The 13505-nt window shown below is 64.2% G+C and carries 10 protein-coding genes; 5 read left to right on the top strand and 5 right to left on the bottom strand.

The window, feature by feature from the left end; genetic code table 11:
• Window positions 1–4: 4 nt before the first annotated feature.
• Complete coding sequence (locus tag WG900_RS02705) at window positions 5–946, bottom strand: CorA family divalent cation transporter (protein WP_339964478.1); 942 nt, start codon at window positions 944–946, stop codon at window positions 5–7.
• Window positions 947–1255: 309 nt separating this feature from the next.
• Here WG900_RS02705 and WG900_RS02700 point away from each other — a divergent pair, with 309 nt between their 5' ends.
• From WG900_RS02700 to WG900_RS02690, 3 genes are all read left to right on the top strand, one after another.
• Window positions 1256–3655: a glycosyltransferase family 4 protein gene (locus WG900_RS02700; protein ID WP_339964476.1), complete on the top strand. Its 2400-nt coding sequence runs from the start codon at window positions 1256–1258 to the stop codon at window positions 3653–3655.
• 31 nt (window positions 3656–3686) lie between these two features.
• On the top strand, window positions 3687–4919 hold the full coding sequence (locus WG900_RS02695) for a glycoside hydrolase family 130 protein (RefSeq protein ID WP_417596744.1): 1233 nt from the start codon (window positions 3687–3689) through the stop codon (window positions 4917–4919).
• Between the two features lie 132 nt (window positions 4920–5051).
• Window positions 5052–5867 (top strand): enoyl-CoA hydratase/isomerase family protein, encoded by an 816-nt coding sequence (locus WG900_RS02690; protein ID WP_339964474.1) that lies wholly within the window; start codon window positions 5052–5054, stop codon window positions 5865–5867.
• A 9-nt stretch (window positions 5868–5876) separates the two neighbouring features.
• Here WG900_RS02690 and WG900_RS02685 read toward each other — a convergent pair whose 3' ends face one another.
• Genes WG900_RS02685 through WG900_RS02670 form a run of 4 tightly spaced genes read right to left on the bottom strand, consistent with a single transcriptional unit; the run spans window position 5877 to window position 10297 of the window.
• Window positions 5877–7394, bottom strand: a complete 1518-nt coding sequence (locus WG900_RS02685; protein WP_339964472.1) for a malonate--CoA ligase — start codon at window positions 7392–7394, stop codon at window positions 5877–5879.
• 59 nt (window positions 7395–7453) lie between these two features.
• Window positions 7454–8869 carry an MFS transporter gene (locus WG900_RS02680; RefSeq protein ID WP_339964470.1) on the bottom strand — a complete coding sequence of 472 codons (1416 nt, stop codon included), beginning with the start codon at window positions 8867–8869 and terminating at the stop codon, window positions 7454–7456.
• Window positions 8870–8900: 31 nt separating this feature from the next.
• The gene (locus WG900_RS02675) at window positions 8901–9896 is read right to left on the bottom strand and encodes a sugar phosphate isomerase/epimerase family protein (protein ID WP_339964468.1); all 996 of its coding nucleotides are present in this window, start codon (window positions 9894–9896) and stop codon (window positions 8901–8903) included.
• A gap of 20 nt (window positions 9897–9916) precedes the next feature.
• Complete coding sequence (locus WG900_RS02670; protein WP_339964466.1) at window positions 9917–10297, bottom strand: C-glycoside deglycosidase beta subunit domain-containing protein; 381 nt, start codon at window positions 10295–10297, stop codon at window positions 9917–9919.
• A gap of 131 nt (window positions 10298–10428) precedes the next feature.
• Between WG900_RS02670 and WG900_RS02665 the strand changes: the two genes are divergently transcribed.
• Both WG900_RS02665 and xylB read left to right on the top strand, forming a co-directional pair.
• The gene (locus WG900_RS02665; RefSeq protein ID WP_339964464.1) at window positions 10429–12048 is read left to right on the top strand and encodes a GMC family oxidoreductase; all 1620 of its coding nucleotides are present in this window, start codon (window positions 10429–10431) and stop codon (window positions 12046–12048) included.
• A 7-nt stretch (window positions 12049–12055) separates the two neighbouring features.
• A complete protein-coding gene (gene xylB / locus WG900_RS02660) occupies window positions 12056–13495 on the top strand; it encodes a xylulokinase (RefSeq protein ID WP_339964462.1) in 1440 nt (479 codons plus the stop codon).
• Window positions 13496–13505: the final 10 nt, after the last annotated feature.

Here is a 13505-nt window from a genome sequence, read left to right as displayed (position 1 = left end):
CGTCTTAGGACCGGCGCGTGGCCATGAACAGCGTGACGGTGGCGATCGCCGCCATGCCTGCGACAACCATCAGAAATGCAGGGGCTTCGCCCTTGAACAAGGCAAGTTCAAAATTCATCCCGAAGATGCCTGCAAGCGCACCGATCAGGCCGATGCCAACAGTGATTACAGTCAGCCGCTGGAGCAGCCGGTTGGTATTCTGCGCCACGCGTGTTGCATAGAGATCATAGCTGGAAAGCACGGCATCGCGCGTTCGGTCGATAGTGTCGACGAGCCGGTGATAGGCCCCAGCCAGATGAGTCAGGTGGTGCCGGTCCTCCTCGCAGACTGCCGGGCCGAAATCGGGCCGGTCTAGCGCGGCGATCGTGCTGCGGTGCTGCGCGACAAGCCCGCGCAAGCGCGCCGCGCGGCGCCTGAGCACGGCCAGAGTATTGAGCGGATCGTGCCGCTGTCGCGAGCGGAAGACCTGCTCGTCAAGCGCGTCGAGCTTTTCCTCGATTGCGGAGAGATGGGTATGGAATTCGTCGAAGTGTGCAAGGAGCAAGGACACCGCCAAAGCGGGCGCAGTCAGGCTGCCTTTCAGCGTCTCGCCCGTGTCATGTTCAAGATAGCGCTCAGTCAGGCTTAGCGGTGCGTCCGAACAGGTCACCAGCCAGTTGCGCCCGACGACAAGGATCATCGCGTCCTCCGAATGACCGCCTTCGTTTGGCGCGACCGGGACCGAAAAGCAGAAGCGGTCATCGCTGACAACAACGCCGCCCCGCCGCAAAGCCGCGCGGTCGATCCCGTCCGCCGGGTGGGGCAGTTTCCCGGCGCCCTGGCCCGATACGATCAACCAGTAGATCTGCTTGTCCGGAATGTGCGCGACATCGGCGAGCGGCGCGATTTCGCGGTCCATACCGTTCGCGTCGAACAGGATGGCCTTGACCTTTTCGCCCTTCGGCATCTGAACGCTCCTGGCTGGCATTCCGTCGCAAAACTCCGCTTTGCGATGAAAGTTCCGGCATTCTGCAGGGGTTCAAACCAAACTCTGCCGAGTCGCACTGGCCACCTGCCATGTGGGCCAACCAGCGCCCGCAACATTCGCTCGCTATCGCAATGCCAAACGCTCGCAATTGCAACATTTCAGCAGGCTTATCGCTTGATTGAGCAGCATTTGCGATGAACAGAGGTTTATGTTGCGCTGCAGCAGGAACTCTATAGCCTCCTTCTTGTTTAGCTAGCGACGGAACGGCTCAGACGGGAAATCTACGGCATGCAACATCAGGTCTTTACGCCCGCTTCGCTTCTCAGCGCAGGCTCGCCAACTGGCCAGCGCAAGGCCGCAAGGATTGTCCCGTTTTTTGAATCTCCGGCCCGCATCGCGGTTGCTGGTACGGCCAAAGTCGCAGTTATCGGAACCTTTACGCCGCGCAAATGCGGCATCGCGACCTTCACTGCAGACCTCACCGAACAACTCGCCATCTGGAACCCCGAAGTGGCGACCGACGTCTTCGCGCTAGATCATGCGGGCAGCCCGCATTGCTATGAAAACGTTGCTGCGGTGATCGATTGCGACAGCCCGGCCTGCTACAGCCGGACCGCGCGCCAGATCAATGAGGGCGGCTATGACGCCGTCTGGCTGCAGCACGAATTCGGCATTTTCGGCGGCCCCGACGGCGAGATGGTCTGCGATTTTATCGACCGGGTCGCCGCGCCGCTGATCATCACCTTCCACACCGTCCTTGCCGAGCCATCACCCAATCAGGAACGCATCGTGCGGCGTCTGCTCGCCCGGGCATCGCGCGTAATGGTCATGTCGCGCCACGGCCGCGACCTGCTGGCATCACGCTACGGCGCGGAAAATTCGCGGATCGAAGTCATCCCCCACGGAGCGCCAGACCGGCCATTTGGCCGCGAGGAGCAGTTCAAGCAGCCGCTCAGCCTTGAAGGCCGCAATGTCATCATGACTTTCGGTCTGCTCGGCCCCGGCAAGGGGCTGGAACACATGATCGAGGCGCTGCCAGCCATCCTCGAGCGCCATCCCGGCACCGTCTATCGCATCGTCGGCGCCACGCATCCCAACCTCGTCGCTCGCGATGGGGAAGCCTACCGAGAGGGCCTCGCCGCGCTGGCGGAGCGGCTCGGCGTCAGCGCCAACGTGATGTGGGACAACCGCTTCCTCGACACCGAGGAACTGCTCGACCAGCTCGAAGCCTGCGACATCTACGTCACCCCCTATCTGGGAATGCAGCAGGCGACTTCGGGTACGCTGAGCTATGCCGTGGCGCTGGGTAAGGCCGTGGTCTCCACCCCCTACGTCCATGCCCGCGAATTGCTTGACGGCGGCGTGGGGATCCTTGTCGAACCTAATTCGGTCAGCTCGATTGCCCGCGCGGTAAACGCGTTGCTCGATGACCGTGAGCACCTAAACGCAACCAAGCGCCGCGCCTATCGCGCCGGACGCGAAACGATCTGGCCGCGCTTTGCCGCTGCCAGTGCGGAACTGGTCAGCCGCTCGGTCGCCAAGCCGGTCAGCGACCTGCCGATCACCGCAATCCCCGGAATGACCGGCGTTTTCGCGATGTGCGACGGCACCGGCATGATGCAGCATTCGATCGGCGTGATCCCCGATCGCCGCCACGGCTACTGCCTTGACGACAATGCCCGCGCATTGATCCTGATGAACGTGTCCGAAAGCGTGTCACCGGCGGAACGGCTGCAATGGTCATCAACCTTCGCCAGCTTCATCCAGTACGCGTGGAACCCGGACCGGGGGGCATTCCGAAACTTCATGCGCTATGACCGTACCTGGTGCGAAGAAACCGGCTCGGAAGACTCCTATGGCCGCGCGCTATGGGCGCTGGGCCACACGGTTGCCAACGCGCCTGATAGCGACATGCGCGATTGGGCGCAGCACTGGTTCGACATTACGTCGGCCCCGTTTGCGGTCATTGATTCGCCGCGCGCACTGTCCTTCGCCATGCTGGGCGCATCCTGCGTGCTTTCGGCGCAGGGTTTCCACAAAGACGCTTTTGCCACGCTTGAGCGCGGCGGCACCTTGCTCGCCCATCTGCTTGCTTCCGCGCGGCGTCCCGACTGGACATGGTTCGAGGCCGTTCTCGCCTATGATAACCCGCGTATGCCGCAGGCTTTGATTGAGGCGGGCATGGTGCTCGGCCGCAGTGACTGGACGGCTATCGGCCTTGAGACGCTCGACTGGATCAACGCCCGCCAGACCGCCGATCAGGGCCACTTCCGCCCCGTCGGTTCTGAAGGGTTCGGCCAGCCCTATGAGCAGATGCCCTTCGACCAGCAGCCGCTTGAAGCGCAGGCAGCGATCGAAGCTGCGGTCAGCGCCTTCAAGGCGAGCGGTGATCGCCGCTGGATCGACCGCGCGGTGACCGCCTATCGCTGGTACTTCGGCGCCAATGACCGCGGCGTCGTGCTGGCCAACATCACAACCGGCCGCTGCCGCGATGGCGTTACCCCGCGCGGGGCCAATGCCAATTGCGGGGCGGAATCGATCCTCGGCTTCCAGCTGGCACATGCTGCCGTGACGGGATTGCTTCGCAGCGCAAAGCCGCTCAATACGGACACGACAGCGGGTAGCATGAACGGAATGACGGTTGGTTCGACAGCGGAAAGACAGCGCCAGTCCTTTGCGAATACTTGACCAGAGACTTCATGCCGACCCATCGCGGGTCGTGCTGCGGCCATTCCATCTGGGCTGGCAATCGACCTCCGCACCCGGCGGAAGGGCGCTCAAGCTGGTCGAGGATGTCGCGGCCATGCCGGAGGAGCGCGTCAACCAGGAATACGCCCGGGTTGCGCACGATTTCCTTGAGCGGCACTGGCAGACCGAGCAGATGTTCGGACGGCGCTATACCGAGGTCGAGGCGAACCTCGGCCTTGACGGATCGCGCTTTTCGCTAACACGCAAGCGGCTGATCGGTGCCTATTTCTGCCACGAATACACCTATGCCGCCGCAGCGCTGATGAACCCTTCGATCGTCCCTCACCCTGATCAGAGCGGCATGATCGATGGCTACATCCGCTTCGTGATGAGCCTGCGCGCGGTCGGCGAAGGCCACATCAGCTCGATCGTCTTCCGCGAAGGCATCGCCGCTCCCGACGGCACGTTTGAGCTTTGGCCGCAAAGCGCCTTCGCCACCTCGGTCGAGCTTGAGGAAGAAAGCATGAACGATGCCGATGCCGGCGTCACCGTGCTGCGTCATGCCGATTCGAGCCTGTCGAACACGGTCATCTTCCCGATTACTGAACAGCAGCGCGGCGGGCTGGAAGACCTGCGCATGGTGAAGTTCGAGCACGATGACGGCTCAACCGAATGGATCGGCACCTACACCGCCTATTCCGGCAGCTCGATCCGCTCTGAATTGCTGCGTACGCGCGATTTCCGTGAATTCGACCTTGAACCGATCGAAGGCGCGGCGGGGCGCAACAAGGGCATGGCGCTGTTCCCGCGCAAGATCGACGGGCAATACGTGATGGTCGGCCGGCAGGACGGCAAGAACCTGTTCCTGCTGCGCTCTGACCGCCCGAACGTCTGGGACGACGAAGGCATCCTGCTGATGGAGCCCAAATACCCGTGGGAGTTCATCCAGATCGGCAATTGCGGCTCGCCAATCCTGACCGACGCCGGCTGGCTGATGTTTACTCACGGCGTCGGCGCGATGCGAAAGTATGCGCTGGGCTGCGCATTGCTTGACCGGGATGATCCTTCCAAGGTGATCGCGCGAACGAGCGAACCGGTGCTGACGGCGGAGAATGCCGATCGCTCGGGTTACGTCCCCAACGTGGTCTACACCTGCGGCGCGCTGAAGGTGGGGGAACAACTGCTGATCCCCTACGGCATTTCGGACAGCGCGGTCGGTTTTGCTTCGGTTGCGGTCAAGGACCTCATCGCCTCGATGGAGTGAGCCGCGCCGGTCTGCCGCCAATCGCGCGGACGATCAGCGCGGGGCGCCACTGGACAAGCCACTCCCCCTTGCCCTTTCACTTACGGCGAAGCGCGCTATCCATGCGCGGTACATGATCCTGGAGACGGCCCGATGTCCGAAGAACCGCACCTGCTTGTCGAAACCGTGGACGACACGATTCTGGTCGCCACGTTCAACCGGCCGGACAAGCTCAATGCGATGAGCAACGAGCTGATGCGCCTGCTCGAAGAGGCGGTCGATCATTACCGCGAAACCCCCGAATTGAAGGTCATGCTGATCAAGTCGCATGGCCGCTATTTCTCGTCAGGCGCGGACCTGCGCGAAGGCGGCGGCGGAGAGGCCAAGGGTTTCCCGACGCGCGGTTCACAGATCCGCGAAAGCCACCGCCGCCTGCCCAGCGGCATGCGCCGCGTGTGGGACGAAATAGAGGGCATGGAAAAGCCTTTTGTCGTCGCGCACCACGCGCGCTGCGTTGGCGGCAGTCTGGAAATGTCGCTGTCGTGCGATTTCCGGCTCGCTGCGAAAAGCGCGAGCTATGCCTTCCCCGAAGCCAAATTCGGCGTCCTGCCGGCCACCAACGGCGTCAGCCGGCTGGTCCGCATCGTCGGCACCCACTGGGCGCGCTGGATGATCACCGCCAACATGCCGGTCGATGCCGATGACGCGCGGATGATGGGCCTTGTCCACAAGGTCTACCCGGACGAGACATTCGAGGAAGACGTGCTCGCTTTCTGCCGGCACCTGGCAAAGCAGGACAGCGAAATGGTCGGCGCATCCAAGATCGCCATCGAGCTGGCAAAAGACTTGCCCGCGCATCAGGCCGCATCGGTCGAGCGGCTGGTCAATTCATCGCTGATGCTCAGCCCGCATTACAAGGACTTGATGACGGCCCACGTCGCCAGTGTCGGCAAAGGTAAAGGCGGCTGAAACAGGCACTTACACCGGCTTGAAACTGTCGCCAAGCTGTTCGCGCAACACGGTCTTCTGCACCTTGCCCATGCCGTTCTTGGGCAGTTCGTGGACGAAGACCACGCGGCGCGGCATCTTGAAGCGGGCGAGCCGGTCAGCCAGCGCGGCGGTGATCGCCGCGCCATCGGCGAAGCCCGGCTCCATCGGCACGACAACTGCGACCACGCCCTCGCCCATGTCCGGATGGGGGACGCCTATGACGGCGCTCTCGCGCACTTGCGGCAGTTCATCGATCGCGGTTTCGACTTCCGCCGGATAGATGTTGTAGCCGCCAGAAATGATCAGGTCCTTGGCGCGGCCAACAATCGAGACATAGCCGCGCGCATCGATGAGGCCCAGATCGCCCGAGATGAAATAGCCGTCGCGGAATTCCTCGGCAGTCTTTTCCGGCATCCGCCAATAGCCCTTGAAGACGTTCGGGCCCTGGATCTCGATGACCCCGATCTCGCCTTGCGGCAGCACGCGGCCCGTCTCCGGGTCAGCGATGCGGATCGACACTCCCGGCAACGGATGGCCGACCGTGCCGGCAATCCGATCCCCGTCATAGGGGTTCGACGTGTTCATGTTGGTCTCGGTCATGCCATAGCGTTCGAGGATGGCGTGGCCGGTCAGCTGCGAAAATTCGCGGTGGATGTCGGCGGAAAGCGGCGCCGAGCCGGAGATGAATAGCCGCATGTGAGCCACCAGATCGCGGGTGAAGGCGGGCTCCTTGAGCAGGCGGATGTAAAAGGTCGGCACGCCCATCATCGCCGTCGCGCGCGGCAGGGCGGCAAGCACTTGGGCAGCATCGAAGGCCGGCAGGAAGATCATCTGCGCGCCGCTCGAAAGGACGATGTTCGTCGCCACGAACAGCCCGTGCGTGTGGAAGATCGGCAGCGCGTGAAGCAGCACGTCATCCGCGGTAAAGTGCCAGTAATCGCACAGGTTGAAGCAGTTCGATGCCAGATTGCCGTGGCTCAGCATCGCGCCCTTCGAACGCCCGGTGGTGCCCGAGGTATAGAGAATGGCGGCGAGGTCATCGTCCTCCATCGCGAGGGTCGCAAAATCTTCCGCGCAGCCCCTCGCGCCTTCTATCAGCGTCCCGGCGCCGCCAACACCCATCGTCTCGACACGCGCCACACCGGCGGCCTTGGCCAGCGGCGCAATCGTGCCAACCGCGTCCGGAGCGCAGACGAACAACGCCGGCGAGGCATCGCGCATGAAGTAATCGAGCTCGCCCGCCGTGTAGGCCGTGTTGAGCGGCAGGAACACCGCCCCCGCCCGCAGGCAGGCAAGGTAGAGCATCAGCATGTCGACGCTCTTGGGTGTCTGCACCGCGACCCGGTCGCCCGGCCTCACGCCAAGTTCACCCAGCCGGTTGGCCAGCCGCGCCGACCGCGCCTCAACATCGGCATAAGTCGTCACCGCGCCATCCAGCTCGCTCGCGAAGGGCTTGGAGCGATCCGCCGGAAATCCGGCGCGCAGACTGTCGTAAAGATTGGGCATAGGGCGTTGGTCCTTTGCCCTTGCCATATTCACCAAGCAGGCATTGCGTCCAGCCGAAATCAGTGCGCCAGGGCCTTGGCGAAGATGGTCGCGGGAAGCTGGGCCGCAAGCAGCGCGCAGCCGAGCAGCAACGGCAGCAGGGCATAAAGCGCCGTCGCCGAGCCGGGATGGCCGGTCAGCGTTGCGCCAGCAAAATAGGCACTGCCGACGAGCGCGATGCCGAGCGCTGCCCCCGCCTGCTGGCCGGTCTTGAGCAAACCGCTCGCCGCGCCCGCATGATCGCGGTCAACCTGCGCCACGGCGACAGGGTTGATGCAGCCCGAGAGCATCCCCATGCCCAGACCAGCCGTAACGAGGGCGGGAACCAGCACGGCGAATTCGAGCCCCAAAACGCCGATCCCGAGCAAAATGACCGCACAGGACGCGGCCATGACGACTCCGCCCAGCACCAGCACCCAGCGCCCCCAACGCGGCAGGAAGCGACGCCCCAGAACGGCAATGCCGACCATCGCGCCGAAGCCGAACGGCACATGCATCAAGCCAGTGGTCAAGGGTGTCTGCCCGCGCTCGGCCTGCAAGGCGAAGGCGAAACACATCAGGAATCCGGCATTGGCGGCGGCGAAGGCCACCGACAGCGCCATGCCGATGGCGAACGGGCGGTTGGTGAAAAGCGAGGGATCGAACAGCGCCGCCCTGCCCTCTGCCACCCGGCGCGAAACGTGCCTCCAGCCGAGCCAGCCGAGCGGACCGGCAGCGGCGAGCAGCGCCCATTCGGTCGCTCCGGGCGCGCCGTGATCGCCCCGCACCAGCGGCCAGAGCAAGGCGGCGATGGCCAGCCCGAACAGCACGATGCCGCGCAGGTCGACACCCGCCGGCCGGCCCGATCGCGCTTCGGGAAGGTAGATATAGCCCATGACCATGGCGATCATTCCCACCGGCAGGTTGATCAGGAAGATCAGCCGCCAGCCAAGGCCCAACGTATTCGCCTCGATCAGAAGGCCACCGATGATCGGGCCGATAATCGCCGCCAGACCGCCGATCACACCGAACATGGCAAGCTTTGATATCCGCTCGACCGGCTGGAACATCACTTGCATCAGCGCCATGAACTGCGGCGCCATCAGCGCTCCGGTGGCGCCTTGCAGCAGGCGGGCGAGCACCAGTTCGGTGCCGCTCCCCGCCGCGCCGCAAAGCGCCGATGACAGGGTGAAACCGGCCACGCCCCACAGGAACATCCGCCGATAGCCATAGGTATCGCCCAGCCTTCCCCCCGCCATAAGCAGCAGGGCGAAGGCCAGTGCATAGCCCGCGATGATCCACTGCGACGCCTGTGCATCGCCGCCGAAATCGGCCTGGATCGCCGGCAGCGCGGTGTTGATGATCGTCAGGTCGACAATCTCCAGCACCAGCGCGACGACGAGCGCCAGCAGCGCGAGTGTCTTCTGCCGCGCAGTCATGGTGTCAGCGTCGATCATCGCGCTGGTCCGGTGTCAGTCCGCTTGCCCGTCAAGCTGCGAACAAGGCCTTGCACATCGCCTGATGGCGGCTGACCTGCTCAAAGGCATCGCGCGTGTCATAGGCGTGGCCTTCCCATTCGCTGACCAGCGTGCCGGTGAAGCCGCCATCGCGGAACAGGGGCAGGATCGTCTGATAATCGATCGCTTCCTCGACGAGGTCCTCGCTCACGCCATAGAACTTGCCGTGAATGTGGATCGTGCGGTCGACCATCGCAGCCCAGCTCTTGGGATCGTGGTTGGCAAGGATGAAGAACGCGAGGCAGGCGGCCTGGATGTGCAGCGGCGCATGGCCGTTGGCGAGGCCCCATTCGCGCAGCTTGCCGGCCTTTTCGTGGCTCATGCCCGGTTCAACCCAGATCTCCTTGAGCATGTCGAGCAGGCTCTCAGCAGCACCGGTCTTGCGCGCGGCATCCAGCATCGATTCAGGGATGCGGCTGGCCGTGCCGCCGAAGTCCGGAATCCAGCCGAGCACCGGGGTGTTAAGCTTGTCATACATCTCGCCATAAGCCTGCACCGCCGGATGGCCGGCCCACATCGGCGCGTGGACTTCAACACCCATGCGGATGTCGAGCTCTTCGGCATAGGGCGCGATCTGGGGCAGCAGTTCGACCGGAAGGGCGAACTGATAGCGGACGAGCGAAAAGCCCATCTTCTTGGCGGAGCGCAGCTGGCGCTTGTGGTATTCCACCAGGCTGGCATCGTCGATCGGCTGCTGGCCGGGCCTCAGGAAACGGTCCGAATTAATCGCACAGCTGACCAGATTGAGGCCGATTTCTGCGACCATGTCCTTGAAGCGGGCGGCGAAATCGTCGGAAACGTCCGGGAACTCCTTGAAGTTCTGGAAGCCAATGATCTCGATATTAGGGCCCATTCCGCGCTTCGCGACTTCGCGCAGCAGGCCTTCTAGATCGAACTGGCGGGTCAGCCATTCGTTGGTGAAGGAATAGAGCGTTACGCCCACCTGGGGGCCGGTTGCATTGGTCATTTCAAGGTCCCTCCGGGTGGTCAGTTGACGCGCAGCGTAGTGGTCTGCGGGTTGGCGCGCTTCATGCCGGGGATGTACGGCGGGTTGACGTTGACCGTCAGCGAAACGCTGTGCTCGCTACCCGGCTCGGCGGTGCGGCCGGGAAGCAGCAGGAAGGCGCTGTCACGCACGAACCAGAAGGCGTTGGTCTGTTCGCCAAGTTCGGCCAGCGGCCAGCGCGCGCCGTCGTATTCCACAATGGCGCCGGACAGGTCGACCGCTTCGCCATCGATGGCGCATTCGGGAATTTCGACGGTCGAGAACGGCAGCGAGCGATACCACGGCAGGCGCATGGCCAGCTTCAGCCCTTCAGATGTGGCGCTGAGCCCCTCTTCGCCAATGACTCGTTCGACCGGCAGCATCGCATTCCTCTCCCTTGCGTCTAATTAGAATGTCATTTCTAATTGATGCTTGACAGGCGGTCAAGCCCCGTGCTGTAGAAAATAGAACAGTGGGTCTTATTCTGACTCTGGGTAGGGATGCCGATAGCTCCATGGATACGTTCGACTACATCATAGTCGGAGCCGGCTCGGCCGGCTGCGTGCTCGCCAATCGCCTCAGCGCCGATCCAAGCAACCGCGTGGCGCTGATCGAGGACGGGGGCGACAACCAGCACCCCTTCATCTCGATGGCCGGCGGCTTTGTGAAGATCATGGGCAACCCTGCCTATTTCCGCGCCTTCCCGGTCAAGCAGCAGCCCGGCCGGCGCAAGGAAATGCACGTCTATGGCCGCGGCCTTGGCGGTTCCTCGGCGATCAATGGCACCTGGTACCTCCCCGGAATGCCGGCCGACTATGACGGCTGGGCCGATCATGGCCTGACCGGCTGGGGCTGGGACGAAATTGCTCGCTGCTTCGCCAGGTTCGAGGATTATCGCGATCCCGGCGCTCACCCCGGACGCGGCCGCGGCGGCGAACTGCAGATCACGCCTTCGACCTATATCTCGCCGGTATTCGACGCGCTCGCCGCTGCCTTCGCGCATCAGGGCATGCCCTGGGTCAGCGACATCACCGCCCCCGGCATCACCGGCGCGGGCCGCTCGCAATATACCGTTGATCGGCGCGGCAAGCGGGCCTCGGCCTATGAGGCTTTCGTCAAGCCGATCAAGTCGCGCCCCAACCTCGCCATCTTCACCCAGACCCGCGTCAAGCGCGTGACCATCGCCGATGGCCGCGCCACCGGCGTGATCTGCGAGCGCGATGGACAGGAACTGATACTGGCCGCCAGCGGCGAAGTGATCATGTCGGCGGGCGTCTATTCCTCGCCGCAATTGCTGCAATTGTCGGGCATCGGCGGCGGCGCGGCGCTGCAGGCGCTGGGCATCGACGTGCTGGCCGACCTGCCAGCCGTTGGCCGCAACCTGGCCGATCATCAGAAGTTCGGCCTGTCATTCGATCTGCCCGGCCATCCCGGCACGAACCGCGAATTCATCGGCTGGCGGCTGTACCGCAACGCCATGCGCTATTTCCTCACCGGCACTGGCCCACTGGCGCGCGTCGGCATGCCGATCACCGGCCTCATTTCCAGCGAGGGCAACCCCGAATGGCCCGACCTGCAGGTCGCCGCTGCGCCTTTTGCCATGCGCACGGTGAATGAAATGGCCGCCCAGCCGGGTAGCCCGATCACCGCCAAACCGGGCCTCACTTTCTCCGGCTATCACCTGCGCCCCCGCAGCCGCGGGAGCGTTACCTTGACCTCCTCCGACTATCGCGATGCGCCGCTTATTGACATGGCGATCTGGTCTGACCACTACGACCAGCAGAAGGCGCTGGACCTGTTCCGGCTGTTCCGCAAAATCGCCGCCGACCCTGCCCTTGCGGGCTTCATCGGTGCCGAACGGATGCCCGGCGCCGAGGTTGAGGATGAAGCGGCAATTCTGAGCGATCTTGCCAAGATGGTCGAAGCTGGCCTGCACGGCACCGGCACCTGCGCGATGGGCAATGACCTGCGCACTTCGGTGACCGATGAGCGTACCCGCGTGCACGGCATCGGCGGTTTGCGCGTGGTCGACTGCTCGATCATGCCGACGCCGGTTTCGGGCAATACTAACGGCCCTGCAATGGCCGTGGCAGAACGCGCCGCCGAACTCATCCTTGAGGATCGCAAGGCCTGATCGCACCATGTTTCTCGGGATCGATCTCGGCACCTCGGGGGTAAAGGCGGTCATCGTCGACGAGAGTGGGAGCGTGGTAGCGCAGGCGACTGCCCCCCTCACCGTCTCGCGCCCGCAGCCGCTGTGGTCCGAACAAGACCCCGCCGACTGGTGGAGCGCCACCGAAGCCGCCGTGCTTGGCCTTCCCGCAGACAGCCGCGCCAAGGTACTAGGCGTTGGTCTCGCCGGCCAGATGCACGGCGCGACATTGCTCGGCGCGGACGACAAGGAGCTGCGCCCCGCCATCCTGTGGAACGACGGCCGCTCCTTTGCCGAATGCGCGGAGATCGAGGCGGCCGAGCCCCGGACTCGCGCGATTACCGGCAATATCGCCATGCCCGGCTTCACCGCGCCCAAACTCGCTTGGGTGCGGAAGCATGAACCAGATACGTTTGTACAAGTCCGCACGGTGCTGCTGCCCAAGGACTACCTGCGGCTGTGCATGACCGGCGAAAAGGCGGGGGACATGTCTGACAGTGCAGGCACGCTGTGGCTCGATGGCGCGGCACGGGACTGGTCCGACGCCATGCTCGCCGCGACCGGCCTGACGCGCGACCAAATGCCCCGCCTGCTTGAAGGCACCGAAGTCAGCGGCACGCTGCGCGCCGAAGTAGCCGCACGTTGGGGCATGGCGCCAGTTCCGGTCGCCGCCGGGGCTGGCGACAATGCCGGCGGCGCAGCAGGCGTTGGCGTGGTGCGCGATGGCGATGCCCTGCTCTCGCTCGGCACTTCGGGCGTGATCTTCGTCGCAACGAAAGAGTTCCGCCCCAACCCGGCCCGCGCCGTCCACGCGTTCTGCCATTGCCTGCCCGGCCTGTGGCACCAGATGAGCGTGCATTTGTCTGCCGCAAGCTGCATTGACTGGGCCGCACGGCTGACCGGGATGGACGTACCCGCCTTCTTCGCCGCGGCTGAAGCTGCCGGCCCCTGCTCCGGCCCCGAACTGTTCCTGCCTTACCTGTCGGGCGAGCGCACGCCGCATAACGATCCGCACGTGCGCGGCGCCTTCCTGGGCCTCGACAACGAGAGCGATCCCGGCCGCATCGCCGCCGCCGTGCTCGAAGGCGTGGCTTTTGCCCATGCCGATGGCCTGTCGGTGCTGCGTGAGGCAGGCACCCAGGTCGATAACCTGAGCGTTATCGGCGGCGGTGCCCGCTCGCGCTATTGGGGGACGATCCTGTCGGCTGCGCTGGGCGCGCGGCTGACCTATCTCGACGGCGGCGAAGTCGGCCCGGCACTGGGTGCGGCAAAGCTCGCCCAGATCGCCGTTACCAAAGCCAGCGCGGAAGACGTTTGCACCCGGCCGCCCGTGGCCCATATCATCGAGCCTGATCGGGAACTCGCCGAACGGCTCGCCCCCAAGCTCGCAAAATTCCGCGCCGCCTACCCCGCGATCGCGTCCATCTGAGAGGAAGCAC

The organism is Novosphingobium aquae (genome assembly GCF_037572715.1).
GTDB classification, from domain to species: Bacteria; Pseudomonadota; Alphaproteobacteria; order Sphingomonadales; family Sphingomonadaceae; genus Novosphingobium; species Novosphingobium aquae.
This window is presented reverse-complemented; position numbering and strand designations above follow the sequence as displayed.